The sequence below is a fragment of the Rhizobium sp. Leaf371 genome, assembly GCF_001424045.1.
In the GTDB taxonomy this organism is placed as follows: Bacteria; Pseudomonadota; Alphaproteobacteria; order Rhizobiales; family Rhizobiaceae; genus Ferranicluibacter.
The window spans coordinates 599,701-626,168 of sequence record NZ_LMQB01000023.1 but is presented as its reverse complement, the minus strand read 5'-3'; the positions used below and the strand labels follow the sequence as shown (position 1 = coordinate 626,168).

At 66.1% G+C, this 26,468-nt stretch carries 21 protein-coding genes; 16 read left to right on the top strand and 5 right to left on the bottom strand.

What is annotated here, in order from left to right; all coding sequences use genetic code 11:
- Window positions 1-6: 6 nt before the first annotated feature.
- Window positions 7-978: a type II secretion system F family protein gene (locus ASG39_RS13695; protein WP_062595484.1), complete on the top strand. Its 972-nt coding sequence runs from the start codon at window positions 7-9 to the stop codon at window positions 976-978.
- A 70-nt stretch (window positions 979-1,048) separates the two neighbouring features.
- Here ASG39_RS13695 and ASG39_RS13690 read toward each other — a convergent pair whose 3' ends face one another.
- Complete coding sequence (locus tag ASG39_RS13690) at window positions 1,049-1,876, bottom strand: tetratricopeptide repeat protein (protein WP_062595624.1); 828 nt, start codon at window positions 1,874-1,876, stop codon at window positions 1,049-1,051.
- 270 nt (window positions 1,877-2,146) lie between these two features.
- On the opposite strand from ASG39_RS13690, the gene ASG39_RS13685 reads away from it, so the two are divergent.
- Window positions 2,147-3,595 (top strand): leucyl aminopeptidase family protein, encoded by a 1,449-nt coding sequence (locus ASG39_RS13685; protein WP_082477231.1) that lies wholly within the window; start codon window positions 2,147-2,149, stop codon window positions 3,593-3,595.
- Between the two features lie 70 nt (window positions 3,596-3,665).
- On the opposite strand, the gene dnaA is transcribed toward ASG39_RS13685, so the two are convergent.
- Window positions 3,666-5,117 carry a chromosomal replication initiator protein DnaA gene (gene dnaA / locus ASG39_RS13680; RefSeq protein WP_062595622.1) on the bottom strand — a complete coding sequence of 484 codons (1,452 nt, stop codon included), beginning with the start codon at window positions 5,115-5,117 and terminating at the stop codon, window positions 3,666-3,668.
- Window positions 5,118-5,433: 316 nt separating this feature from the next.
- On the opposite strand from dnaA, the gene ASG39_RS24105 reads away from it, so the two are divergent.
- Window positions 5,434-5,817 carry a hypothetical protein gene (locus ASG39_RS24105; protein WP_162242434.1) on the top strand — a complete coding sequence of 128 codons (384 nt, stop codon included), beginning with the start codon at window positions 5,434-5,436 and terminating at the stop codon, window positions 5,815-5,817.
- Between the two features lie 397 nt (window positions 5,818-6,214).
- On the opposite strand, the gene rpsT is transcribed toward ASG39_RS24105, so the two are convergent.
- Both rpsT and mutM read right to left on the bottom strand, forming a co-directional pair.
- Window positions 6,215-6,481 carry a 30S ribosomal protein S20 gene (rpsT, locus tag ASG39_RS13675; protein ID WP_062471541.1) on the bottom strand — a complete coding sequence of 89 codons (267 nt, stop codon included), beginning with the start codon at window positions 6,479-6,481 and terminating at the stop codon, window positions 6,215-6,217.
- A gap of 213 nt (window positions 6,482-6,694) precedes the next feature.
- A complete protein-coding gene (gene mutM, locus ASG39_RS13670; RefSeq protein ID WP_062595621.1) occupies window positions 6,695-7,591 on the bottom strand; it encodes a bifunctional DNA-formamidopyrimidine glycosylase/DNA-(apurinic or apyrimidinic site) lyase in 897 nt (298 codons plus the stop codon).
- A 229-nt stretch (window positions 7,592-7,820) separates the two neighbouring features.
- Between mutM and ubiE the strand changes: the two genes are divergently transcribed.
- The 8 genes from ubiE to coaBC all read left to right on the top strand — a co-directional run bounded on the left by ubiE (window position 7,821) and on the right by coaBC (window position 18,629).
- Window positions 7,821-8,597 (top strand): bifunctional demethylmenaquinone methyltransferase/2-methoxy-6-polyprenyl-1,4-benzoquinol methylase UbiE, encoded by a 777-nt coding sequence (ubiE, locus tag ASG39_RS13665; protein WP_062595620.1) that lies wholly within the window; start codon window positions 7,821-7,823, stop codon window positions 8,595-8,597.
- Between the two features lie 55 nt (window positions 8,598-8,652).
- Window positions 8,653-10,227, top strand: a complete 1,575-nt coding sequence (ubiB, locus tag ASG39_RS13660) for a 2-polyprenylphenol 6-hydroxylase (protein WP_062595483.1) — start codon at window positions 8,653-8,655, stop codon at window positions 10,225-10,227.
- 1 nt (window position 10,228) lies between these two features.
- Window positions 10,229-10,588, top strand: coding sequence for a hypothetical protein (locus ASG39_RS13655; protein WP_062595482.1), 360 nt, complete (start codon window positions 10,229-10,231; stop codon window positions 10,586-10,588).
- 129 nt (window positions 10,589-10,717) lie between these two features.
- Window positions 10,718-12,031: an efflux RND transporter periplasmic adaptor subunit gene (locus ASG39_RS13650; protein ID WP_082477230.1), complete on the top strand. Its 1,314-nt coding sequence runs from the start codon at window positions 10,718-10,720 to the stop codon at window positions 12,029-12,031.
- A 12-nt stretch (window positions 12,032-12,043) separates the two neighbouring features.
- The gene (locus ASG39_RS13645; RefSeq protein ID WP_062595481.1) at window positions 12,044-13,990 is read left to right on the top strand and encodes a MacB family efflux pump subunit; all 1,947 of its coding nucleotides are present in this window, start codon (window positions 12,044-12,046) and stop codon (window positions 13,988-13,990) included.
- A 102-nt stretch (window positions 13,991-14,092) separates the two neighbouring features.
- Complete coding sequence (locus tag ASG39_RS13640; protein WP_062595480.1) at window positions 14,093-14,653, top strand: biliverdin-producing heme oxygenase; 561 nt, start codon at window positions 14,093-14,095, stop codon at window positions 14,651-14,653.
- 40 nt (window positions 14,654-14,693) lie between these two features.
- Complete coding sequence (locus tag ASG39_RS13635) at window positions 14,694-17,234, top strand: HWE histidine kinase domain-containing protein (protein WP_062595619.1); 2,541 nt, start codon at window positions 14,694-14,696, stop codon at window positions 17,232-17,234.
- 105 nt (window positions 17,235-17,339) lie between these two features.
- Entirely contained in the window at window positions 17,340-18,629 is a 1,290-nt protein-coding gene (gene coaBC / locus ASG39_RS13630; protein ID WP_062595479.1) for a bifunctional phosphopantothenoylcysteine decarboxylase/phosphopantothenate--cysteine ligase CoaBC, read from the top strand.
- Here the strand turns inward: coaBC and ASG39_RS13625 are convergent.
- Window positions 18,615-19,427 (bottom strand): class II glutamine amidotransferase, encoded by an 813-nt coding sequence (locus ASG39_RS13625; RefSeq protein ID WP_062595478.1) that lies wholly within the window; start codon window positions 19,425-19,427, stop codon window positions 18,615-18,617. The genes coaBC and ASG39_RS13625 overlap by 15 nt on opposite strands.
- 214 nt (window positions 19,428-19,641) lie before the next feature.
- On the opposite strand from ASG39_RS13625, the gene ASG39_RS13620 reads away from it, so the two are divergent.
- The 5 genes from ASG39_RS13620 to iolB all read left to right on the top strand — a co-directional run bounded on the left by ASG39_RS13620 (window position 19,642) and on the right by iolB (window position 26,390).
- Window positions 19,642-20,577 carry a MurR/RpiR family transcriptional regulator gene (locus ASG39_RS13620; RefSeq protein ID WP_244481226.1) on the top strand — a complete coding sequence of 312 codons (936 nt, stop codon included), beginning with the start codon at window positions 19,642-19,644 and terminating at the stop codon, window positions 20,575-20,577.
- A 105-nt stretch (window positions 20,578-20,682) separates the two neighbouring features.
- Window positions 20,683-22,611 (top strand): 5-dehydro-2-deoxygluconokinase, encoded by a 1,929-nt coding sequence (iolC, locus tag ASG39_RS13615; protein ID WP_062595617.1) that lies wholly within the window; start codon window positions 20,683-20,685, stop codon window positions 22,609-22,611.
- Window positions 22,612-22,698: 87 nt separating this feature from the next.
- Window positions 22,699-24,585, top strand: coding sequence for a 3D-(3,5/4)-trihydroxycyclohexane-1,2-dione acylhydrolase (decyclizing) (gene iolD / locus ASG39_RS13610; RefSeq protein WP_062595477.1), 1,887 nt, complete (start codon window positions 22,699-22,701; stop codon window positions 24,583-24,585).
- Between the two features lie 33 nt (window positions 24,586-24,618).
- The gene (iolE, locus tag ASG39_RS13605) at window positions 24,619-25,521 is read left to right on the top strand and encodes a myo-inosose-2 dehydratase (RefSeq protein WP_062595476.1); all 903 of its coding nucleotides are present in this window, start codon (window positions 24,619-24,621) and stop codon (window positions 25,519-25,521) included.
- A gap of 68 nt (window positions 25,522-25,589) precedes the next feature.
- Window positions 25,590-26,390 (top strand): 5-deoxy-glucuronate isomerase, encoded by an 801-nt coding sequence (gene iolB / locus ASG39_RS13600; protein WP_062595475.1) that lies wholly within the window; start codon window positions 25,590-25,592, stop codon window positions 26,388-26,390.
- Window positions 26,391-26,468: the final 78 nt, after the last annotated feature.

The window sequence follows — 26,468 nt, the reverse complement described above, 5'->3', positions numbered from 1 at the left end:
CGCGTCATGCTGGGCTTCATCACGCCGACGGCCATCGTCGCGGTCCTCGTCTCCATCGCCGTCATGGCGACGATCTACACGCTGGCAGCGCCCTTTCTCGAAGGCGACAATCTGCAGAAGCGCATGAAATCCGTCGCCTCCGAGCGCGAGCAGATCCGCGCCCGCGAACGCGCGCGGCTGAACAACGAAACCACCACCGGACGCGCCTCGCTGCGGGCCAAGAACAACACGTCCGTGCTGCAGGTGGTCGAGCGGTTGAACCTGCGCAAGGCGCTGGTGGACGACAAGACCGTCAACCGCCTGAAGATGGCCGGCTACCGGTCGCAGAACGCACTCAACATCTTCCTGTTCGCCCGCTTCGTCCTGCCCTTCATCCTGCTCGCCGTCGCCGTGGTCTATGTCTTCGGCCTCGGCGCCTTTGCCGATCGCCCGCCCGCCATGCGTCTCCTCGGCGTCATCGTCGCGGCCTATGTCGGCTTCTACCTGCCCAACATCTTCATCAGCAATGCGGTCAGCAAACGCCAGTCCTCCATTCGCCGCGCCTGGCCGGATGCGCTGGATCTGCTGCTGATCTGCGTGGAATCCGGCATCTCCATGGAGCTCGGCATGCGCCGCGTGGCCGATGAGATCGCCGGACAGTCGCCGGCGCTGGCGGAGGAAATGGTGCTGACGACGGCCGAGCTCTCCTTCCTGCCCGATCGCCGCGTCGCGCTCGAAAATCTCGGGCTTCGAACCGGTCTCGAGGACGTGAAGGCGGTGACGCAGGCCCTTATCCAGGCGGACCGATACGGAACGCCCATCGCGCAGGCGCTGCGCGTGCTCGCCCAGGAGAGCCGCGACCAGCGCATGAACCAGGCCGAAAAGAAAGCCTCCGCTTTGCCGCCGAAGCTGACGGTGCCGATGATCCTGTTCTTCCTGCCGGTGCTCATCGCCGTCATCCTCGGCCCGGCCGGCATCCAGGTCGCAGACCGCATGTGAGGCACAAGACGCAAAAGCGCCCGCGATCCGGAAAAGGATGCGGGCGCTTTTTGCGTTGAAGGCGGGAGGCTCAGTTCGTGCCCGTCTCGGTCGCCTTTGCGGGCTTGCCGTCCTTGGCAAGCTTCTGCCAGGCGTTCTGCTGCGACAGGATCGAGCGGAGATAGGCGACGTTCGCCTCGGCCTGCTGGGGGGAAAGCTCCTGGCGGGCGATGGCCTCGGCTTCCGGGAAGCGGCCCTGCAGGCCGATGGCAAGCGCGAGGTTCTGGCGCACGCCGCTGTCGGCACCCGGCTGTTCCGACGCCTTGCGCAGATAGGTCTCCGCCGTCTTCAGATCCTTCGACAGGAGGTAGGACATGCCGAGATTGGAGAGCACGGACGGCTCGTTCGGCTGGATGTCGAGCGCCTCGCGGTAGCGCTGGCGGGCTTCCGGCGACCGGCCGAGCTGGTCGAGAATGGCGCCTTCCGCCGATTTCAGCTTCCAGTCCGGACGGTCGGGCGTCTGCGCGCGGCCGACGGTGGCGAGGGCCGGTTCGAGCTGGCCGGCAGCGGCCTGCGACTTGCCATAGGCGGCGAGCACCTCGCGGTCGGCGGGATACTGGATCGCCACCTGCTGCATGACGGCGAGCGCCTGATCGTTGCGCCCGGTCGAGCGCAGCACATTGGCATAGTTGAGGCCGATCGTCCGGTCCTTCGGGTTCTTCTGATAGGCCTTGCCGAGGCTCTGAGCGGCGGCATCCAGCTGTCCCGCATTCATCGATGCGCTGTTGACAGCCGTGAGGCCGGCGGAGGCCCCGGTCGAAATCGAGCCGGTGGTCAGCTCCTTGCGCGGGGCGGCGCAGCCGGCCAGAAGGCCGGCGATCAGGATGGCGGAGAGGGACAGGTGGGCGGATGCGCGCATCGCGCGGCGCGAACGCGGCGGGTGAAGCCGAGGCTGGTCGAGACGAAGGTGGTCAAATGGTGCCGCCATGGCAAAGCTCCCGGAGAAAATGGGGAAGCACCGGCACGCATCAACTTTCACGGCGCAATCGTGTCATCATCAATAATCTGTTAACCCTAACAGAGTGTTAATTGCGTCGCCGAACCCATCTCCGGCACCCATGTCCGCCACCCCTCTTCGCAGGAGGGGCGTCGCGACAAGCGGCCGCAGCCTCGTTTTCAGGAGTTTTTCATGCCCCCCTTCAGCCTCGACCAACGTCCGTCGCCCTTCACGTCCGGGGAGGGGGCTGTAGCCCCGGGCACGTCGCTGCCTGTCAACGCGCGGCCTGTCAACGCGCTGCCTGTCTACGCGCTGACGCCGGAAGCGCTTGCGAGCGAGGCGCTCGATCCCTTCCTGCGCAGCTGGGCGCGGCAGGCGGGCTTCAACGCCGAAAGCGGCGCGCTGCTTCTGGTGCCCGGAAAGCCGAATGGCGCGGGCGATGCGGGCGGGCTCGGCGGCGCCCTCTTCGGGCTCGGCAGCGCGCCGCTCGATGCGCCCTTCGCCACGGGCAGGCTCGCCCGCGCATTGCCGCCCGGCCACTGGCGCATCGTCTCCGACAGCCTGCCCGCCGACCAGGCCGCGCTCGGCTTTGCGCTCGGCGCTTACAGCTTCGACCGCTACAAGCCGAAGAAGGCCGAGCGTCCGCTGCTCGAACTGCCCGACGGCGTCGATCGGCCGGCGCTCGAGCGCACATTCGCCGGCATCGCGCTTGTGCGCGACCTCATCAACACGCCCACCAACGATCTCGGGCCGGACGCGCTGGAAGAGGCGTTCCAGGCGCTCGGCAGGCATTATGGCGCGACGGTCACCACCATCCTCGGCGAGGACCTGCTGGCGCAGAATTTTCCCCTGATCCACGCGGTCGGCCGCGCCGCCGAACAGGCGCCGCGCCTGTTGGACATGCGCTGGGGCACGGGTGCAAAGAAGATCACCCTCGTCGGCAAGGGTGTCTGCTTCGATACCGGCGGGCTCGACATCAAGCCTGCCGCCTCCATGCTGCTGATGAAGAAGGACATGGGCGGCGCGGCCAACGTCATGGGTCTGGCACTGATGATCATGGAGGCCGGGCTCGACGTCTCGCTGAGGGTGCTGGTGCCGGTGGTCGAAAACGCCATAGCCGGCAATGCCTTCCGCCCGAGCGACGTCTATCGCTCCCGCAAGGGCCTGACGGTCCAGATCGACAATACGGACGCCGAAGGGCGGCTCATCCTGGCCGATGCGCTCGCCTATGCCGGCGAGAGCGAGACCGACCTGCTGGTCGACATGGCCACGCTGACGGGCGCCGCCCGGGTGGCACTCGGGCCCGACCTGCCGCCCTTCTTCACCGACGACGAGGCACTGGCCGCGGATCTGTCGCAGGCAAGCCTTGCCACCCACGATCCGCTGTGGCGGCTGCCGCTCTTCAAGGGATATGAGAAGGATGTGACGGCCCGCATCGCCGACCTCACCAATGCGCCCTCGGGCGGCATGGCCGGGGCGATCACCGCCGCTCTGTTCCTCAAGCGCTTCGTGGCCGACACGCGCGGCTGGGTCCATCTCGACGTCTATGGCTGGAATCCGAGCGAGCGTCCGCACGCGCTGATCGGCGGCGAGGCGCAAGGCATCCGCGCCCTCTACGAGGTCATCGCGCGGGGTCTCTGAGCAACCGTCAGCGGAAACGAGAAAAGGCGCCGGATCGCTCCGACGCCGTCGATGTCTCTCGAAAAACGGCCTATTCGTTGATCAGGCGCTTCAGAAGCTCGATCTCGTGGCACAGTTTCGTGTCGCCGGAGATCAGGTCCTCGATCTTGCGCACGGCGTGCAGCACGGTCGTGTGATCGCGTCCGCCGAACCGGCGGCCGATTTCCGGGAAGGAGCGGGGCGTCAGTGTCTTGGCCAGATACATGGCGATCTGGCGCGGCTTGACGATGACGCGGGTGCGGCGGTTGGAGACGAGCTCCTGGCGCGACACGTTGTAATGCTTGGCGACGACGCGCTGGATATCCTCGATCCGCACGCGGCGCGGCTCGCCGGCATTGACGAGATGGCCGAGAAGTTCATCGACCCGCTCGATCGAAAGCTGCGGCTCGAACGACATGCGGAACAGGAGCTGGTTGAACGCGCCTTCCAGTTCGCGGCCGCTGGCGGTGATGCTGCGGGCGACGTGGCTCAGAATATCGGCGGGAATGTCGAGCGAGGGATCCTCCTCGCGCGCCACGTCGAGGCGACGCTTCAGGATCTCCAGCCGCATCTCGTAGTCGGGGCCGTCCATCTCGATGGCGACGCCGCCCTGCAGGCGCGAGCGGACGCGCGGATCGAGCGATTCCAGCTCCCAGGGCGCCCGGTCGGCGGCCACGACCACCTGCTTGGCGCTGTCGAGCAGCATGTTGAGCAGATGGCAGAACTCGTGCTGGATCGACTTGCCCTGCAGGAACTGCATGTCGTCGATGACGAGCAGGTCGATATTGCGCAGCGTTTCCTTCAGCGACAGGGCGTCATTGTCGCGAATGGCGGTGGCGAAGCGCCACATGAAATATTCAGCCGTGAGATAGACGACGCGCGAGGCGCGCGGGCTCTGGATCGCGGCAATGGCGATCGCCTGCAGGAGGTGTGTCTTGCCGAGGCCGACGGAGGAATGGATGAAGAGCGGATTGAACCGCACGGCGCCCGCACCCGCTTCCGCGATCGTCTTGGCCGCCGCCAGGGCGACGCGGTTGGACGAGCCCTCGACGAAGCTTGCAAAGCTGTAGCGCGGATCGAGCGGCGAGCCGAACAGGGGCGTGGCGACGGGAAGCTTGGCGGCCGCCGGCAGGGCGGCGCTGGCCTGCTGGCCGATGCTCTGCACGCCGGTCTTGCGCGCCGATGTCGTGCTCGGGGCGGAGGGCGCGGCGTCGCCGGCGACCATGTCGGCCTCGCTCGGCGCACGGGTGCCGCGCATCGCGCTGCGCACCACGATCTCGACCTTCAGGATCTCGGCATCTTCCTGCTGGAAGAGCGTCGTGATCTGGTCGAGATAGCGGTTGTTGATCCAGGATTTGAGGAAAGTGGTGGGCACGGAAAGGCGCACGACGCTCTTCGACATGGAGTGCAGCTTCAGCCGGCCGAACCAGCTTGCAAAGACGTCAGGACCGACCTGAGCCTTGAGGAGAGCGCTGACCCGATCGAAAAGTGCGCTCTGGGTCATGATGGCCTGCTCTCCTGTCGTCGTCTGTTCGTTCTGCCCGCTCTTGATCGGCCGAGCATGTTCGCCAGCAGCGAATGTGCGCCCCGAGGTCACCGAATTTCCAAGCATGTGCCGCCTTCCAATGTCTGTCCCGTACCGGCTTTGATTGCCGGCAGTCTCGTGTCGGGTGCGCCGCTTGCAGGCGGCATCACCATGAACCTGTTTCAAACGGCCGGGACCCTCGTGCCCCGCTCGTTTCCGATCCCCCCGCCAAACCCCTCCGGCATCGGCCGCAATCGGCCTCGCCATCCGGGTCCCCGTTTGGCCGGGAGACCGTTTGAGCCCGTCGGGTGTCGTTGCCGCCACCTCAACATCGCTCTCGTCTCGACTGCCGCAAATTGTCGCGAACCGCATGGTCCGGGGCAGTCTGCAGCAGGCCCGTCCTCCGGCGCATCCGCCGGGCGTGATCTCCCACCACTGCTTTCGCAGCACTGATTTCACTCTCGATCGACGGCCTGTCATTGCCGGCGACGCTCGTTACGCCTTCAACCTTAAGATGCAATTTCCCGTCTCCGAGCGGCAAGCCGTTCAGGGTGGGACTTCTCTTAAGCTGATGGAAAATTGTGATGTCCACCTCAGTACAAGAAGCGTGGAGGCTGCAAAGCCCTTGTCAGGGCTCGTTGCCGACAACGAAAATCCGCTGTCCCACATCTCTTGCTGAAATCATTTAGGCAGGATCATGATCCAAGATCAATCGCCATATTTACGGCCGGCGGGGCCTTGGCCGTTGACTCTCAACCGGCGTTTTGCAATCGCCCGAGCCCGCCATTTGAGAATCGCAGTCGAATCAAAGGCTTTGTTTTTGGGCCTTTCGGAGCTACCCCGAAATGCAAGAAAAATAAAAAATCGCTTGACTCGGATTCACTCCGAAGGCGCCGGCTTATATGAGGCGAACGTGTCACAAACTTCAGCAAGCCGTTGTTAATATGGAGATTATTTGGTCACATGCCTGACATGATCTCGTCACGGGCAGCGATCGCGGGCAAAAGCCGGCGTACGAATCGAAAGGGCCCGGTCGATGACCGGGCCACTCTCGCATGAGGCAGATAGGATAAGGCTTAGGCCGACAATGCGTTGACGCGGCTGGCCAGGCGCGAGACCTTGCGCGATGCCGTGTTGGCATGCACGACGCCCTTGCTGGCAGCACGCATCAGCTCGGGCTGTGCGACGCGCAGGGCTTCCTGTGCAACAGCCTGGTCGCCGGATGCGATGGCTTCTTCGACCTTGCGGAGGAAGTTGCGAACGCGCGAGCGGCGCGACTTGTTGATCTCGGTGCGACGGGCGATCTTGCGGGTCGCTTTTTTCGCCGAAGTTGTATTGGCCATGGGTTTCTCTCTTCAGATTCTGACAAGCACCTCCGCCTCGCCGTGTCGGGTCACTGCGACCTGTCATCCAAGCTCTTCGGAGGCAATAGCGAGAAACCTGCAACGTGGCTTCCCAAACTGTGGGCGCCGTATAGACGCAAACGCCGATTTCGTCAACGCGCTATTTCAGTCGGCCGCGGCAGCGGATGCGAAGGGGCTGCCGCCAGGCGGGCGCTAGACCTGACACGAAGCGCAGTGGAATGTCGAGCGCCCCGCCTGCGTGATCCGGGCGATGGTGCCGCCGCAGCCCGGCCGCGCGCAGGGCTTGCCTTCCCGGTCGTAGACGGCAAAGGTGTGCTGGAAATAGCCGAGCGATCCGTCCGTCTGGATGTGATCGCGCAAGGACGAGCCGCCGGCGGCGATGGCATCGGCGATGACGGCGCGGATGGCCTCCGTCAGCACGACGAGCGATGCGCGCGGCCGCCCTTTCGTGTCCACCAGCGTTCCCGACGCTCTCAGCGGCGACAGTCGCGCCCGCCACAGCGCCTCGCACACATAGATATTGCCGAGCCCGGCAATCATCCTCTGGTCGAGCAGCGTCGATTTCAGCGGCTGTGCCTTGCCGGCAAAGCGGCTGGCGAGATAGGCGGCATCGAGCCGGTTGCCGGTCGGCTCCTCGCCGAGCTGGCGGAAGAAGGCGTGTGTCGCCAGCGTCTCGCGCGGCCCGATGTCCATGAAGCCGAACCGGCGCGGATCGTTGTAGACCACCTGGACGGGCCCGCGATCCGACAGAAGATGAAGAGCGACATGGTCGTGCCGCGCGTCCTTGCCCCGCGCATAATGAAAGTCGCCCGGCATGTCGGCCTCCGCAGACGCCGCTTCGATCACCCGGAAAGAGCCGGACATGCCGAGATGGGCGATGACGACGTCGTCATTGTCGAGTTCGATCAGCAGATATTTCGCCCGGCGCGACAGAGCCAGAATCCGCCGGTTTTCCAGACGCTGCGCGAAATCGGGCGGAAACGGAAAGCGCAGATCCGGGCGTCGCACCTCGGCACGGGTGATCAGCGCACCCTCCATCACGGGCGCAAGGCCCCGGCGGACCGTTTCGACCTCGGGCAGTTCGGGCATCGTCAGTCCTTTTTGCATCACCTTTCCGGCAGACGAGCCGGTCCGGGGCGGTGTCCCATCCCAAGAGATAGCGTTGCCGGAGCGAAATCGCTATGGTCCGGCAAGTTCGACAGGGCCGGATCTCTGCTCTGGCAGGATGGACGCAAACGTCCTATGTGCCGTTGCACGGAGAGGGACTGTTTCCAATTCCGGCTGAGAACACGCGGTTTGACAGGAATAGGGGATGGGTATGACGGACGAACGGATTTCCGCCGAAGGCGGCATGGAAACGTCCTATGGCTTCCGCCGCGTCGACGAAGGCGAGAAGCAGGGCCTCGTCAACGACGTCTTCCACAAGGTCGCCAAGCGCTACGACATCATGAACGACGTGATGTCGATGGGCCTGCACCGGGCCTGGAAGGATGCGATGGTGGCCGCCCTCCATCCGCGCCGCAGCGCCGACTACAGGGTGCTGGACGTGGCCGGCGGCACGGGCGACATCGCCTTTCGCATCGTCGAGGCCTCCGGCCGGCAGGCGCAGGCGACGGTCCTCGACATCAACGGTTCGATGCTCGGCGTCGGGGCCGAGCGCGCCCGCAAGAAGGGCCTGACCGCCAATCTCGAATTCGTCGAGGCCAATGCGGAAAGCCTGCCTTTCGAGGACGGTCGCTTCGATGCCTATACGATCGCGTTCGGCATCCGCAACGTGCCGCGCATCGATGTCGCCCTGTCGGAGGCCTATCGCGTGCTGAAGCGCGGCGGCCGGCTGCTCGTGCTCGAATTCTCCGATGTCGAGATGCCGCTTCTCGACAAGGTCTATGATGCCTGGTCGTTCAACGCCATTCCGCGCTTCGGCAAGATGATCACCGGCGAGGCCGAGCCCTACCAGTATCTGGTCGAATCCATCCGGAAGTTTCCCGACCAGAAGAATTTTGCCCGCATGATCGAGACGGCCGGCTTCTCGCGCGTCACCTATACCAATTATACCGGCGGCATCGCGGCGCTGCATTCCGGATGGAAGATCTGAAGCGCATGATCAGCCTCCTGTTCCCGCCGCGTCTCCAGGGGAGCGCCCGGCACCGATGAGCACGCCCGCCACCTATCTCCGTATCGTCAGGATCGGCTGGGTCCTCGTCCGCGAGGGGGTCGTCACGGCCATACCGCCGGAAAACCTGCCGCCCTTTGCCCGCTTCGCCCAGAAACTCGCGGGCCTCATCGAGCGGCGTCGCGCCCAGTTCGAGGAGCGCAGCGACCGGCTGGCGCGGGCGATCGGCCGGCTCGGGCCGTCCTATGTGAAGATCGGCCAGTTCCTCGCCACCCGCCCGGATGTGGTGGGCGCGGAATTCGCCGCCGATCTCGCCTTTTTGCAGGATCGCATGTCGACCTTCCCGGTCACCGAGGCCTATGCCGCCGTCGAGGGCTCGCTCGGCCGGCCGGTCGCGGATCTCTACAGCCGCATCGAGGACCCCATCGCTGCCGCCTCCATCGCCCAGGTCCATCCCGGCTGGGTGATGCGCGACGGGCGGGAGGAGAAGGTCGCGATCAAGGTGATCCGGCCCGGCATCCGCCAGCGCTTCGCCCATGATCTCGAGGCCATGTATCTCGTCGCCCGCCTGCAGGAGCGCTTCCTGCCCCACACCCGGCGCCTGCGCCCGGTGGAGGTGACGAAGACGCTGGAGCAGACGACCAAGGTCGAGATGGACCTGCGGCTCGAAGCCGCGGCCCTCTCCGAGATCGCCGAGAATACCGTCCATGACGAAGGGTTCCGCGTGCCCCGCGTCGATTGGGAGCGCACCGGCCGCGATGTCGTCACCATGGAATGGATCGACGGCACCCGCATGGCCGATGTCGAGGCGTTGCGCGCCGCCGGCCACGATCTCAACCAGCTGGCGGAAACGCTGATCCAGTCCTTCCTGCGCCACACGCTGCGCGACGGCTTCTTCCATGCCGACATGCACCAGGGAAATTTGCTGGTCGACGACAAGGGCATGATCGTCGCCGTCGATTTCGGCATCGTCGGGCGGCTCGGCAAGAAGGAGCGCCGGTTCCTTGCCGAAATCCTCTTCGGCTTCATCACCCGCGACTATCGCCGCGTGGCCGACGTGCATTTCGAAGCCGGCTACGTTCCCTCCCATCACGACGTCGCAAGCTTCGCCCAGGCCATCCGCGCCATCGGCGAGCCGATCCACGGCCAGCCGGCCGAGACCATCTCGATGGCAAAGCTGCTCACCCTCCTGTTCGAGGTGACCGAGCTGTTCGACATGGAAACGCGCCCCGAACTGGTGATGCTGCAGAAGACGATGGTCGTGGTCGAGGGCGTGTCGCGCTCGCTCAATCCGCGCTTCAACATGTGGAAGGCGTCCGAGCCCGTGGTCGGCGCCTGGATTCGCGACAATCTCGGGCCGAAACGCGTGGTGACCGACCTGAAAGACGGCCTGCACGCCGCCCTGCGGCTGGCGGAAGCCGCCCCCGAGATCGTCGCCAAGACCGAACGCTTCTCGCGCGACCTGACCGAGATGGCCGAGCACGGGCTGAAGTTCGACGTGGCAACGGCGGAAGCCATCGGCCGCGCCGAAGCCCGCCACACCCGCTCCGGCCGCGTCGCCCTCTGGGTGATTGCGGTCGCTCTCGTCGTGATTGCGATTGCCGTGACGTGACATGACGATCTGGCGCACAGCGACGATGACGGGTGGTCTTCTGGTCGTTGCGGCGTGCACCGTCGTCCCGCCTTTCCGTTTCGAGGCCGAGAGCGCACGGCTGAAGCGCGAGGCCGCGCAGTCTTTCCCCATCGGATCGGAGGCGGCACGTTTTGAAGCGTGGTTCGTTGCGAAAGCCGGGTCGGGCCTTTCCCTCGCGCCGCAAAAAGACCGCTCCGTTTCCGCAGAGCCGCTTTGCGAACAGCGCTTGGCTGTCCTTCGCAGACAGGAAGGTTGCATGAACGAGCTTTCCGCGAACTATTGCGTCGATCCGAGAGGCAATTTGACCGCGCTTGTCTGGAACGAAGGCGGCTATTGCTAAGGCTCGATAGTGGGTCTGCACCGGGCCTGTTCGACGTCAACATGACAGAGATGTAATCCGGCGCGACTTCAATTCACCGCAGTCAGGGCCTAATTGAAGGGGAAGAACCCTTTCAAAGGACCGGCCTGAATGGCGGAAGCCTATCCCAAGATCGTAGAGCCCCAGCGTTATCCCCAACCTGACGAGTCCCAGCCTGACAAGTCCCGGCCTGACGAACCCCACCCGGATGCGCAGCCGCCTCGGGCGGCGCCGCTGCAAAAGGCAAGGCCGCGTCGTCGCAAGGGCCGGACGATCCTGCTCCTCGGCCTTCTCGCGATCCTCGGCGTCGGCGGCTGGTATGGCTGGAAGACCTACCAAGCGGAGGGCGTCACGCAGGCCGTGGTCACCGAAGAGGTCATCCGCGGCGATATCGAAAACAGCGTCACGGCCTCCGGCCTCCTCAGCCCCATCCGCGATGTGGATGTCGGCGCGCAGGTGTCGGGCCAGTTGAAGAGCCTCAAGGTCGATGTCGGCGACATGGTCACGCAGGGCCAGCTGATCGCCGAGATCGACAGCGCCTCCATCCAGACCCAGATCGAGATCGCCGAGGCCGAGCTTGCCAATCTCGATGCCCAGATGATCGACAAGAAGGCGCAGGTGGTGCTCGCCGCCGCCAATCTCACCCGCCAGCGCAGCCTGGTTGCCGGCAACAGTGCGGCCCAGTCCGCGCTCGACGAGGCGGTGGCGGCGCTTGCCACCGCCGAGGCCAATGTCGCCGCCCTCGACGCGCAGATCCGCAAGCAGCAGGCGACCCTGAAGGATGCCCGCATCAGCCTCGGCTACACCAAGATTTTCGCGCCGCTCGCCGGCACCATCGTCGATGTCGTCGCCAAGGAAGGCCAGACGCTGAACGCCAACCAGTCGGCCCCCACCATCGTCACGGTGGCGGATCTCGACACGATGACCGTCGAGGCCGAGGTGTCGGAGGCCGATATCGGCAAGCTGTCGATCGGCATGGAGGCCTATTTCACGCTGCTCGGCCAGCCGGGCAAGCGCTATACGGGCACGCTCCGGCAGATCAAGCCGACGCCCTCGACCGAAAACAACGTCGTCCTCTATTACGCCCTGTTCGACGTGCCCAATCCCGATCGCCGCCTGATGATGAACATGACGGCGCAGGTCTTCTTCGTGCAGTCGCAGGCCACCGGCGTTCTCACCGTTCCGGTCGCCGCACTCCGCATGCGCGAGCGCGGCAAGCGGGCCGAGGTCGCGGTCGTTGCCGCAGATGGCCGGCAGGAGGTGCGCACGGTCGAGCCCGGCATCCGCAATCGCGTCCGGGTCGAGATCCTGAGCGGTCTGTCGGAAGGCGACAAGGTCGTGGTCGGCAATGGTACGGAAGGCCGTGCCTCCAATGCCCAGCGCGCCGCAACCCGGACACGCGGCGGACCGCCGCCGATGTTCTAGGGGCGCACGCGCATGACGCCCCTGATCTCGCTCAAGAACATCCGCAAGACCTTCATGACCGGCGATGTGCCGGTGGATGCCCTGCGCGGCGTCTCGCTCGACATCGAGCCCGGCGAATTCGTCGCCATCGTCGGCCAGTCCGGCTCCGGCAAGTCGACCCTGATGAACATTCTCGGCTGTCTCGACCAGCCGACCGGCGGCGCCTACCATCTGGACGGCGAGGATGTCGCAGGGTTTGATGCCGACCAGCTGGCCGAGCGCCGCCGGCAGATGTTCGGCTTCGTGTTCCAGAGCTACAATCTCGTGGCGACCTCCACCGCCCGCGAGAATGTCGAGATCCCCGCCATCTATGCCGGCGTGTCGGCGAAACGGCGCGAGGCCCGCTCGCGGGAGCTTCTGGAGGCGCTGCGGCTCGGCGATCGCATGGACCACCTGCCGAGCCAGCTTTCTGGCGGCCAGCAGCAGCGCGTCTCCATCGCCCGCGCCCTCATGAACGGCGGCCAGATCATTCTGGCGGACGAGCCGACCGGCGCGCTCGACAGCCAGAGCGGCAAGGACGTCATGGCGACGCTGCGGCGCATGAACGAGGACGGCCACACCGTCATCATCATCACCCATGCCCCGGATCTCGCCGAATCGGCCGATCGCGTCATCGAGATCCGCGACGGCCTGATCGTCGCCGACCGCCTGCCGCGCCGCATCACGCGGCCGGTTCGCCCCGCCCCGCGCGTCTTCGGAACCGAGGCCGGCAATGCCGCCTTGTTCTCGGACGTGGCGGAAGCCGTGCGCATGTCGTTCCGGGCGCTCCGGGCCAATTTCTTCCGCACGGTGCTGACGCTGCTCGGCATCGTCATCGGGGTCAGTTCCGTCGTCGCCATGCTAGCGATCGGCACCGGCGCGCAGAACCAGGTGCTGAGCCGCATCGCCGCCATGGGGTCCGATCTTCTGGTCGTCCGGCCGAGCATGGCGAATTTCCGCGGCGGCGAGGGCGGCAGCATCGTCTCGCTCGTGCCGGCCGATGCGGATGCGATCCTCGAACTGCCCAACATCTCCTTCGCCGTGCCGGAAATGTCGAGTTCGCTCACCGTGCGCGCCGGCAATCTCGACACGCAGACGACGGTCAACGGCACGGTACCGCAGTTTCCCGAGGCAAAGACCTGGGGTCTCGCCGAAGGTGCCTTCATCGCGCCGGCGGACATGAAGAGCTACGCGACCGTCGCCGTGCTCGGCAAGACGGTCGCCGAGACGCTGTTTCCGGACGGCGCCGATCCGCTCGGTCAGTACATCCTCATCAAGAACATTCCCTTCCAGGTCATCGGCGTCATGGAACCCAAGGGCGCGACCGCCGGCGGCAACGATCAGGACGATACGGTTCTCGTGCCGCTCTCGACCGGCAATCTGCGTCTCTTCGGCGCCCGCAATGTCCGCTCCATCACGGTTCAGGTGAAGGACGACAGCGCCATCAACATCACGCAGGACCAGATCCAGGCGCTGCTCGACGAGCGTCACCAGCGACAGGACACCCAGATCGCCAATCTCGCCGCCATCCGCGAGGCCTTCACCGAGACGTCCAACATCCTGAAAGTGTTTCTCGGTTCGATTGCCGCGATCTCGCTTCTGGTGGGCGGCATCGGGGTCATGAACATCATGCTGGTCAGCGTCACCGAGCGGACGCGCGAGATCGGCATCCGCATGGCGACCGGCGCCCGCGGTCGCGACATCCTCACGCAGTTCATCGTCGAGGCGCTCGTGGTGTCCGCCCTTGGCGGCATCATCGGCGTCGGTCTCGGCCTGTCGATCGGGGCGGTCGCCCAAGCCTTCGGCGTGCCCGTCACCTTCTCCGCCGGGCCGGTGCTGCTCGCCTTCGCCAGCGCCTTCGTCACCGGTCTTGTTTTTGGCTATCTCCCGGCGCATAACGCGTCGCGCCTCCAGCCGGCCGTCGCCCTCTCGGCGCCATGAGGCCGGCTCTTGAAAAAATACTGGGTAAGCGATGGAACCAAATCGCGAGCCGATACTTACTTCCTGTCTGACCTCTTTTTGTTGAATCTCCGGAACACCTTTATGCCTGATCGGTCGCGCCGAGCCTTTCTCCGCGAAAGTACTGCCGACGCCCATGCAGCGCTCGACGACATGATCGGTGCTTTCGACAGCCTGTCGTCCTACAAGACCTATCTGCGCGGCATGAGCGCTTTCCGCCTTCCCGTGGAAACGATGCTGGCGGACCGGACCTGGCCGGAGGATCTCGATCTCTGGTCGAAACAGGCCTTCGGGGCGCTCATTCGCGCCGATCTCGCCGATCTCGACATTGCCGCCGACGAGGCGGTTCCCGTGCCGCCGATCGGTGCCGCGCGGGAAGATATGCTCGGCATGCTCTATGTTCTCGAAGGCTCGGCGCTCGGTGCCCGGCTGCTCTATCGCCGCGCCCAGGCGCTCGGCCTGCGGGCCGATTTCGGCGCGCGCCATCTCGCGGCCCAGGCGGAAAAGAGCGACCGCTGGCCGCGCTTCCTGCATCTCCTCGAATCCATCGACGCCATCGAGATCGATCGCGTCGCAAACGCGTCTCGGGCCACGTTCACGGTCGCGGAAACAGCCTTCCGGAGGGCGTCCCATGCCGCTGAATGACCTTTCGCCCCTCCTGAACGCCGCGACGTCAAACCGCATGATGAAACCGAACGAAACGGTCGATCTCACCAATTGCGAGCGCGAGCCGATCCATATTCCGGGCAGCATCCAGCCGCATGGCTGCCTGCTGGCCTGCGATGCCCGCGCCGGCATGGTGCTGCGTCATTCCGCCAATGCGCCCGACCTTCTCGGGCTTGGCGGCGAGATCAACGGGCAGGTGCTGGAAGCGCTGATCGGATACGAGGCGACGCATACGCTGCGCAATGCGGTGGCGGCGCTGCGCGACGGCGGCCGCCCGGCGCTGCTCTCGGGCCTGGAGCTGGCCAATGGCCGCTACGACGTCGCCATCCATCTCAACAAGGCGACCGTCATCATCGAGTTCGAGCCGGCGACCGATGGACAGCCGCTGCAGCTGGCACGCACGCTTATCGGCCGCATCACCGATATCGACGACGTCGACCAGCTTCTGCGCCAGTCGGCCCGCCTCATCCGCGGCATGCTCGGCTACGACCGCGTGATGATCTATGCCTTCGAGCAGGACGGCGCCGGCAAGGTGGTGACCGAAGCCAAGCGCGGCGATCTCGAAAGCTTCCTCGGGCAGTATTTTCCGGCAAGCGACATTCCCCAGCAGGCCCGCGCGCTCTATCTGCAAAATACCATCCGCATCATCGGCGACGCGAGCGGCGCCCGCATCCCGCTCGTGCCCGACATCGACGTGTCCGGCGAGCCGCTCGATCTGTCGCTCGCCCATCTGCGCAGCGTCTCGCCGATCCATTGCGAGTACCTGCGCAACATGGGCGTCGCCGCGTCCATGTCGATCTCCATCATCGTCGACGGCCAGCTCTGGGGCCTCATCGCCTGCCACCATTACCAGCCGCGGATCCTGCCGATGGCGCAGCGCGTGGCGGCCGAAATGTTCGGCGAGTTCTTCTCGCTGCATCTGCATGCGCTGAAGCAGCGGCAGAAGCTCGACACGGCCAACCATGCCCGGGCCTCGCTCGATCGCTTCCTGCGCCTGGCCTCGCACCATGCCGACATGGGCGAGCTGCTGCGCGATCATCTCTCCCATTTCACCGCGCTGATGGCCTGCGACGGCATCGGGCTCTGGATGAACGGCACCTGGACCGCCTTCGGCTCGACGCCGCCGGTGAACGCCGTGCCGGCGATCCTCCGGCTGATGGGTTCGGTCGTCGAAGGCCAGGTCTGGGCGACGCATGCGATGGCGCAGCGCCTGCCGGAGGCGGAGGCGTTTCGCGAACAGGCGGCGGGCGTGCTGGCTGTGCCGCTCACCCAGCTGCACCGCGACTATCTGTTCTTCTTCCGCAAGGAATTCGTCCAGACGCTGAACTGGGCCGGCGATCCCAACAAGTCCTATGAGAGCGGCCCCCTCGGCGAGCGCCTGACCCCGCGCAAGAGCTTTGCGATCTGGAAGGAAACGGTGCAGCTTCAGGCCCAGCCCTGGACCGAGGCCGACCGCGAGATCGCCGAGGTCACCCGCGCGGCCCTGGTCGAAATCGGCCTGCGCCACAGCGAGCTGATGGCCGAGGAGCGCAGCCGCGCCGATGTGCGCCAGCGCATGCTGAACGAGGAGCTGAACCACCGGGTCAAGAACATCCTCGCCCTCATCAAGTCGCTCGTCAGCCAGCCGGTCGGCGACGGGCGCAGCCTGACCGAATATGTGAGCTCGCTCAAGGGCCGCATCCAGGCGCTGTCGTTTGCCCACGACCAGGTCGTCCGGGGAGACGGTGGCGGCATGCTGGCGGATCTGCTCGATGCCGAGCTCGGCCCCTATCGCAACACCGCCAATGTGCTCAGCCTCTCCGGCCCGCCGGTCCTGCTCAATTCGCGCGCCTTCTCGGTCATGGCGCTGGTGCTGCACGAACTCTCGACCAATGCCGCCAAATACGGCGCACTCTCCCGGCCGGGCGGCGCCCTGTCGGTCATCTGGCGCCTGACGCAGGCCGGCGATTGCGAGATCGCCTGGCGCGAAAGCGGCGGCCCGGCCGTGCTGCCGCCGACGCGCACCGGCTTCGGCAGCGCGCTGATCGACCGCAGCGTTCCTTACGATCTCGACGGGCGCAGCGCGGTCACCTATGCGCCGGGCGGCGTCGAGGCCGATTTCGTGCTGCCGGCCAAGCACGTCACGCTGTCGGATCGCGGCGCCGAGCGCAGCCTTGCGGCGGGAAGCGACGCGCCGGCGGCCGGCGCCGATCTCGATCCCGATCTGCGCGTGCTGCTGGTCGAAGACCAGATGCTGATCGCCATGGATGTCGAGAGCATGCTCGCCGATCACGGTATCCAGACGGTCCTCACCGCGGCCTCGGCCGACGAGGCGCTGGCGAAGCTCGCGACCTTCAAGCCGGATGTGGCGATCCTCGACGTCAATCTCGGTACCGGCACCTCGATCGAGGTCGCGACCGAACTGACGCGCCGCGACATCCCCTTCCTGTTTGCCACCGGCTACGGCAACATGTCGCCCATCCCGAGCGGCTTTGCGAGCGTCCCCGTGGTGCGCAAACCCTATGAGCGCGACGCGCTGGTGCGCACCATGAGCACGCTGCTCGAACCCTCCGACGCGTGAGCATGGCACGCGCGATCCCGGGGGGAACGCGCCGCCCGAAATCAATTTAGATTCCGGGCCCGATGCGGTAGGCTCCGGCATCGATCATGCCCTCCCGGTGGTTTCATGTCTGTATCCCCGCCTTCGACTGTCCCGTCTTCCACCATCCCGTCGCCGACCCAGAGCCTCTCGGGCAAGCGCATCCTCCTCGTCATCTCCGGCGGCATCGCCGCCTATAAAAGCCTCGACCTGATCCGCCGGCTGCGCGAACGCGGCGCAAGCGTCCGTCCGGTCATGACGGCGGGGGCGCAGGCCTTCGTCACGCCGCTTGCCGTCGGCGCGCTTGCGGCCGACAAGGTGTTCACCGAGCTTTTCTCGCGCGAGGACGAGCAGGATGTCGGCCATATCCGCCTGGCGCGGGAGTGCGATCTGGTGCTCGTCGCACCGGCCACCGCCAACATCATGGCGAAGATGGCCCACGGGCTGACCGACGATCTCGCCTCCACCATTCTGCTGGCGACCGATCGGCCGGTTCTGCTGGCGCCCGCCATGAATCCGAAAATGTGGTCGCACCCCGCCACAAGGCGCAATCGCGAGACGCTCGCCGGCGACGGCATCGGCTTTGTCGGTCCCGGCCTCGGCGAGATGGCGGAAAGCGGCGAGCGCGGCGAGGGCCGCATGGCCGAACCGCTCGACATCGTCGCCGCCGTGGAGGCGCGCCTTTGCCTTTCGCCGGGGCTCGGCCGCAAAGCCGGCCCGCTGTCCGGGCGCAGCGCCATCGTCACCTCCGGCCCGACGCATGAGCCGATCGATCCGGTGCGCTACATCGCCAACCGCTCCTCCGGCCGGCAGGGCCATGCCATCGCGGCGGCGCTCGCCCGGCTCGGGGCTAAGGTCACGCTGGTTTCCGGTCCGGTGACGATCCCCGACCCGGAGGGCGTCACGACCCTTCATGTGCAGACGGCGGTCGAGATGCGGGATGCGGTGCTCGCCGCCCTGCCGGCCGATGTCGCCGTGATGGTCGCGGCCGTCGCCGACTGGCGGGTCGCCGATGTCGCGGGCGGCAAGATCAAGAAGGCGCCGGGCGAGGCGCCGCCGCCGCTGCAGCTGACGGAAAATCCGGACATCCTGAAGACCGTCGGCCATCATGTGCAGCGCCCCCGCGTCGTCGTCGGCTTTGCGGCGGAAACGGACGACACGGTGCCGAACGGCCGCGCCAAGCTGGCGCGCAAGGGGGCGGATGTCATCGTCGCGAACGATGTGTCGGCAATGAGCGGCGTTGCCGGCGGCGTCATGGGGGGAACGCGCAACCGCGTCACCGTCATCGGCCGCGACGGCGAGGAAAGCTGGCCGGAGCTCGACAAGGACGCGGTCGCCGAGCGGCTCGCGGCCCTGATCGCCTCACGGCTGGTGTGAGGCCCGCTTCTCCTCGATCTCCCGATCGAGCTTGAAGATGCGCATGTCGAAGCCGTTCTCGCCGAGGACGACCGCCGTGCCGTCGGGAATTTCCACCCAGGCATCGTCATCGTCGTTGAGCGGTTCGGAGACGAGGCAGTATCCGCCCTGCGGACCCATGGGTGCTGCATAGAGCGTCGGGGCGAACCGGTCGGAGGCGTAGCGCACGGCATAGAGATCGACGCCGTCGGAAAAAGCGGCGGTGAACCGCACGAGAACCTTGTGCTTCATATGCGTCGCCAGCCGCTCCACGAAGGACAGCGTCTCGGCGATGGCGCCCAGCGGATCGCGCTCGAGGCCGAACTGCAGGGCCATGAGAAACAGAAGCTCGCTGTCGGTGGTGCCGGTGCGTGCCGTGTAGAGCGCGTCGTCCAGCATCGCCTCCATCGGCCGGCGCAGGTGCTCGAAGCCGCCGATCTGGCCATTGTGCATGAAGGACCAGCGGCCGTGGACGAAGGGATGGCAATTGTCGCGCCGTGTGCCGCCGCCGGTCGCGGCCCGCACATGGGCGAGAAACAGCGGCGAGCGGATCTGGCGGGCGATGCTCTTCAGATTGCAATCGGACCAGGCCGGCAGGATGTCGCGGTAGCGGCCCGGCTCGGGATGGTCGCCATACCAGGCGATGCCGAAACCGTCGCCGTTCGTGGAGGTCTTCGCCCGCGTTGCGCAATGCGACTGCTCGATCAGGGAATGCGCCGGCGAGGACACGAGGTCTTCCAGATAAAGCGGCTCCCCGCGATAGGCTGCCCATCGGCACATCTTGCTGAAACTCCCTGTCTGTCCGGACGGACATGCGAATCGTTCGCCGAGACCGCATCATCCTATGCCCGGGCCATTGTCCGGCGAAAGATGGTAAAAATACGTTAACGATCGTCTGTGCCCTTTCGGCGACAGTCGCGTTCTGGAACGAACGTTCTATCATTCTCGTTTCCGAGACGGTACGCTGGGAAAGCCATGAATCAGGGATGACAGAATGATGCCGGACGCCGCGATGCAGGGCCGCCAGGAAACGCCGGAGAGCGCCAGCGCACGGCCTGTGGACGGCGATGGCGGTACGGCTGCGGCCGCTGCCGTGCCGCAGGATTTCGACGCGTTGAAGACGGTCATTCTGGCGCGCAAGGCGCAACTGCCCAAGCGCCTGCGGCAAGTCGCGGCCTATGCGCTCGACCAGCCGGACGAGATCGCCTTCGGCACGGCGGCGAGCATCGCGGCCGCGGCCGACGTGCAGCCGTCCACCCTTGTGCGCTTTGCCCAGCATTTCGGCTTCGAGGGATTTTCGAGCCTGCAGCAGATTTTTCGCGCCCGTCTGCGGGAGCGCAATCCGGGCTATGAGGACCGGCTGCGGGCGCTCGGCGACAACGGCCACAGCCATCGCGAAAGCGGCGCGATCTTCAACGGCTTCGTGGCCGCGGCCCACCGGTCGCTCGACAATATCGCCGGCTCGGTCGATCCCGCCGCCTTCGAGCAGGCGGTCGATATCCTGGCCAAGGCCGACACCATCTTTCTCATCGCCAAGCGCCGGTCCTATCCGATCTCCGGCTACATGGCCTATGCCTTCGGAAAACTGAAGATCCGCTACCAGATGGTGGGCACGGCCGCCGGCATCGACGACGATATCCTGGCGCTTGCCGGACGCCGGGATGCGGCCTTCGCGGTCAGTTTCTCGCCCTATACGTCGGAAAGCATCCACCAGGCCCGCCTTCTGGCAAACCGCAAGGTGCCGGTGGTCTCGCTCACCGACAGCGCCTTCTCGCCGCTGGTGGAATCCTCGAAGATCTGGTTCGAGATCGTGGAAGCCGACCATGCCGGCTTTCGCTCGCTCTCGGCCAGCATGGCCTTCGCCATGGCCCTGACCGTCGCCGTGGCCGAAAAGCGGCAGCGCGGATCGTCCGTTTCGCATATGGAATGAAAATTCCATATTGACTGTTAGACGGAACCAATGTTTCATGAAGATCCATTCGAACATGAAAAAGACGACAGGCCGCACGTCGGGAGGACAGGAACGTTGACCGGGATCAGCCAGAGGGATGCGGCACGGCCGCTCGATATCATCACCATCGGTCGCGCCTCGGTCGATCTCTATGGTCAGCAGATCGGCACGCGGCTGGAAGACGTGGCAAGCTTTGCCAAGTCCGTCGGCGGGTGTCCGACGAACATCGCGGTGGGCACCGCACGGCTCGGCCTGAAATCGGCGCTGCTGACGCGCGTCGGCAAGGAGCAGATGGGCCGCTTCATCGTGGAGCAACTGGCCCGCGAAGGCGTGGAAACCAGGGGCATCGTTACCGATCCCGAGCGCCTGACCGCGCTCGCGATCCTGGCCGTCGAGAACGACCATTCCTTTCCGCTGCTGTTCTATCGCGACAATTGCGCCGACAACGCGCTGTGCGAGGACGATATCGACGCGGCTTTCATCCGCTCGTCCCGCGCGATCCTCGTCTCCGGCACGCATTTTTCCCGCCCGAACACGGATGCCGCGCAGCGCAAGGCGATCCGCATCGCCAAGGAGAACGGCGTCCGGATCGCCTTCGACATCGACTACCGCCCGAACCTCTGGGGCCTTGCGGGGCACGATGCCGGCGACAACCGCTACATCGCCTCCGCGCAGGTCTCCGCGCATCTGAAGACGGTGCTGGCCGATTGCGACCTGATCGTCGGCACGGAGGAAGAGGTGCTGATCGCGTCCGGCGAAAGCCATCTTCTCGCCGCCCTGAAGACCATCCGCGCCCATTCCAAGGCGACCATCGTCCTCAAGCGCGGCCCGATGGGCTGCATCGTCTATGACGGCGCGATCTCCGACGATCTGGAAGACGGCATCATCGGCAAGGGCTTTCCGATCGAGGTCTACAATGTGCTGGGTGCGGGCGACGCCTTCATGTCCGGCTTCCTGCGCGGCTGGCTGGCCGGCGAGCCGCATGCGACGTCGGCCACCTGGGCCAATGCCTGCGGCGCCTTCGCCGTGTCGCGTCTGCTGTGCGCGCCGGAAATCCCGACCTGGACGGAGCTGCAGTTCTTCCTGGAAAACGGTAGCCCGGAGCGGGCGCTGCGCAAGGACGCCGACATCAACCACGTGCACTGGGCGACCACCCGCCGCCGCGCGATCCCGAGCCTCATGGCGCTCGCCATCGACCATCGCAGCCAGCTCGAAGACATGGCCGCCGGCGACGCGGACAAGCTCGCCCGCATTCCCGCCTTCAAGGTGCTCGCGGTCAAGGCGGCGGCCCGGATTGCCGACGGCCGGCCGGGTTTCGGCATGCTGATCGACGACAAATATGGCCGGGACGCGCTCTATGCCGCCGGCGCGCTGAAGGATTTCTGGGTGGCGAAGCCGATCGAGCTGCCCGGCTCGCGGCCGCTGCAGTTCGAATTCAGCCAGGATCTCGGCAGCCGCCTGATCGACTGGCCGGTCGACCACTGCATCAAGGTGCTGAGCTTCTACCATCCGGACGATCCGGCCGACATGAAGGCGACGCAGATCGCCAAGCTGCGCAGCGCGTTCGAGGCGGCGCGCAAGGTCGGCCGCGACATCCTGATCGAGATCATCGCCGGCAAGCACGGCACGCTGGACGACACGACCATTCCGCGGGCGCTGAACGAGCTTTACGACGCCGGCCTCAAGCCCGACTGGTGGAAGCTGGAGCCGCAGGCGAGCCGCAGCGCCTGGAGCGCCATCGACGACGTCATCGAGACGCGCGATCCGCTCTGCCGCGGCGTGGTGCTGCTCGGTCTCGAGGCCTCCTACGAGGCGCTGAAGGACGGTTTTGCCGCCGCCCGCACCTCGCGACAGGTTCGCGGCTTTGCCGTGGGGCGGACGATCTTCGTCGATGCGGCGCGCCGCTGGCTTGCCGGCGAGATCGACGATGCCGCCGCGATCGACGACATGGCGCAGCGCTTCCGGCAGCTGGTCGACCTCTGGGTCGGGCTGGGACACGACAAGGCGGCCTGAACCGGCCATAATGTTGACGACAACCGCCGGAACGGCGGCAAGGACAGGCAGGGGACAAGCCCTGCGGCGTGAGGAGACCTTGAGATCATGAACCAGCAAGCCCCCATCGCAACTGATGACGCCGGGAAAGCCGGAACCGTGCGGCTGACCATGGCGCAGGCCGTGGCGCGCTTTCTGACGCGGCAGATGACGGTGATCGACGGCGAGACCGTGCCGATCTTCGGCGGCGTCTTCGCGATCTTCGGCCATGGCAACGTGGCCGGCATGGGCGAGGCGCTGCACGGCATCAAGGACACGCTGCCCACCTACCGCGCCCAGAACGAGCAGGGCATGGCCAATGCCGCCATCGCCTTCGCCAAGGCGAGTTTTCGCCGCCGCTTCATGGCCTGCACCACCTCGATCGGCCCCGGCGCGCTCAACATGGTGACCTCCGCGGCGCTCGCCCACGTCAACCGGCTGCCGATCCTGCTCTTGCCCGGCGACGTCTTCGCCAATCGCCGGCCCGACCCGGTGCTGCAGCAGATCGAGGATTTCGGCGACGGCAGCATGACCGTCAACGACTGCTTCCGCCCGGTCTCGCGCTATTTCGACCGCATCACCCGGCCCGAGCAGATCATCCCGGCGCTGCGCCGCGCCATGCAGGTGCTGACAGACCCGGCCGATTGCGGCCCGGTGACGCTGGCGCTCTGCCAGGACGTGCAGGCCGAGGCCTATGACTATCCCGAGAGCTTCTTTGCCGAGAAGGTCTGGCTGCCGCGCAGAGCCCGGCCCGATACCGAAGAGCGCCTGGCCGCGTCCACGGCGATCGCCAAGGCGACGAAGCCGGTGATCATCGCCGGCGGCGGCGTGCTCTACAGCGAGGCGAGCGCAGCGCTCGCCGCCTTTGCCGAAAAGCACGGCATTCCCGTGGTCGAGACGCAGGCCGGCAAGTCGGCCCTGCCGGACGACCACCCGCTCAACATGGGCTCCGTCGGCGTGACCGGCACATCGGCGGCCAATATGCTGGCCGAAGAGGCCGACCTCGTGCTGGCGGTCGGCACGCGGCTGCAGGATTTCACCACCGGCTCCTGGGCGCTGTTCAAGAATGACGACCTGACGATCGTCGGTCTCAACGTGCAGTCCTTCGACGCTGCCAAACATGGCTCCCTGCCCCTCGTCTGCGACGCCGCGATCGGCCTTGCCGAACTCTCGGCCGATCTCGGAGCCTACCATGCCGGCAGCGGCTGGGGAGACAAGGCCGCGCGCCTGAAGACCGAATGGCAGGCAGCGGCCGAGGCGGCGCTGGCCGCCAGCAACGTCGCGCTTCCCTCCGACGCGCAGGTGATCGGCGCGGTGATGCGGGCTCGACAGGGCGACACGACGCTGGTCTGCGCGGCGGGCGGTCTTCCGGGCGAGCTGCACAAGCTGTGGCGGGCGGAAAAGCCCGGCAGCTACCACATGGAATACGGTTTCTCGACCATGGGCTACGAGATCGCCGGGGGCCTGGGCGTCAAGCTCGCCAAACCGGCCAGCGACGTCATCGTGATGGTCGGCGACGGCAGCTACATGATGCTGAATGCCGAGATCGCCTCCTCCATCATGCTCGGCGCGAAGATCACCATCGTGCTTCTCGACAATGCCGGCTATGGCTGCATCAACCGGCTGCAGATGGCGACCGGCGGCGCGAACTTCAACAATCTCCTGCGCGACACCCACCATGTCGAGCTGCCGGCGATCGACTTTGCCGGTCATGCCGCCGCCATGGGGGCGGTGACGCGCAAGGTCGCTTCGCTGGCGGACCTCGAAACGGCGATGGCCGAGACGGCGGGGGAGACCCGCACGACCGTGATCGTCATCGACACCGACCCGCTGATCACCACCGATGCCGGCGGCCACTGGTGGGACGTGGCGGTGCCCGAGGTTTCCGAGCGCGATGCCGTCGGCGAGGCGCGCCGGGCCTATGAGCGGGCGCTCGCCGCCCAGCGCGTCGGCTGAACCCTTCCTTTTCATCCACCACAGAGAAGCACCATGATCCGCTACGGAACCAACCCGATCGCCTGGAGCAACGACGACGATCAGACGATCGGCGCCCATCTCTCGCTCGAAGACTGCCTGTCCGATTGCCAGAAGATCGGCTTCGACGGCATCGAGAAGGGCCACAAGATGCCGACCGACCCGCAGGCGCTGAAGGCGAAGCTCGCCGAATACGGCCTCGTCTTCGTCTCCGGCTGGCATTCGACCAACCTTCTGACCCATGACGTCGAGGCCGAAAAGCGCGCGATCCAGCCGCATCTCGATCTCCTGAAGGCCAATGGCTGCAAGGTCTGCATCGTCTGCGAGACGTCGAACGCCATCCACGGCGACGACGCGACCTCGCTGGTGGCCGACAAGCCGGTGCTGCCCGACGGGCAATGGGCCAAGTTCGGCGCCGATATCGAGGCGATCGCGCGCTATTGTGCCGACCAGGGCATCGATCTCGTCTACCACCACCACATGGGCACGATCGTCCAGACCGGCCCGGAGATCGACCGGCTGATGGAAACGACGGGACCGGCGACCAAGCTGCTGCTCGACACCGGCCACGCCTGGTTCGGCGGCTCGGACCCGGCGGAGCTGGCCCGAAAATACATGGACCGCGTCCGCCATATCCACGCGAAGAACGTGCGCCGCGAGGTCCGCAGGGATGTCGAGGCCAACGGCCTCTCCTTCCTCGAAGGCGTGCGCCGCGGCGTCTTCACCGTGCCGGGCGACGATGAGGGCGGCGTCGACTTCCTGCCCGTCCTGACGATCGCCGCCGAGCACGGCTATGACGGCTGGCTGGTGATCGAGGCGGAACAGGACAGCGCCATCCGCATTCCCTTCGAATACCAGTCCCTCGGCCTGAAATCGCTGAAGGCCTTTGCGAAAGAGGCGGGGCTGGATCGCGGCTGATCCGACCCTGAGGGGCTGAGCCGGTCTTCCCCGTCATCACGATCCTCCTGCAAGCATAGGACATCACCATGCCGAACCTCCTCGTCAAGCCGCAGGGCACACGCGGTCTCGTCCACGACATCACGCCGGAGAACGCCGGCTGGACCTATGTCGGCTTTCAGCTGCACCGGCTCGGCGCCGGGGACTCCGCCTCCGGCGAGACGGGCGAACGCGAGGTCTGCCTCGTCCTCGTCGCCGGCAAGGCCCGCGTCACGGTGGACGGCGCGGATTTCGGCGAGATCGGCGAGCGCATGACGCCGTTCGAAGGCGCGCCCTTCTCGGTCTATGTGCCGCGCCACGCCGCTTACACGGTGACGGCGACGACGGATCTGGAACTCGGCGTCTGCTCGGCGCCGGGCGGCGCGGGCTTCAAGGCGCAGGTCATCCGTCCCGACCGCCACCCCCAGATGACGCGCGGCAAGGGCACCAACACCCGCTACGTCACCAACATCATGCCGGAAGACGACGGCGCGGCGCAGTCGCTGCTGGTGGTCGAGGTCATCACGCCGGGCGGGCATACCTCGTCCTATCCGCCGCACAAGCACGACGAGGACAACCTGCCGGCCGAAAGCTTCCTCGAGGAAACCTATTACCACCGCCTTAACCCCTCGCAGGGTTTCGCCATGCAACGCGTCTATACCGACGACCGCGCGCTGGACGAGACCATGGCGGTGGAGAACGGCGATGTCGTGCTCGTTCCGAAGGGCTACCATCCGGTGGCCGCGATCCACGGCTACGACCTCTACTACCTCAACGTCATGGCCGGGCCGTCGCGGGCCTGGAAGTTCAACAATGCCAAGGAGCACGCCTGGCTCTTTACCGGGGTGTGAAAGCGGGGGGCGTATGAAAGCGAGGGGCGTGTAAAAGCGTCCCCGCGCGCGAAAACGCCGGAGGCTTGAAGGATGGTT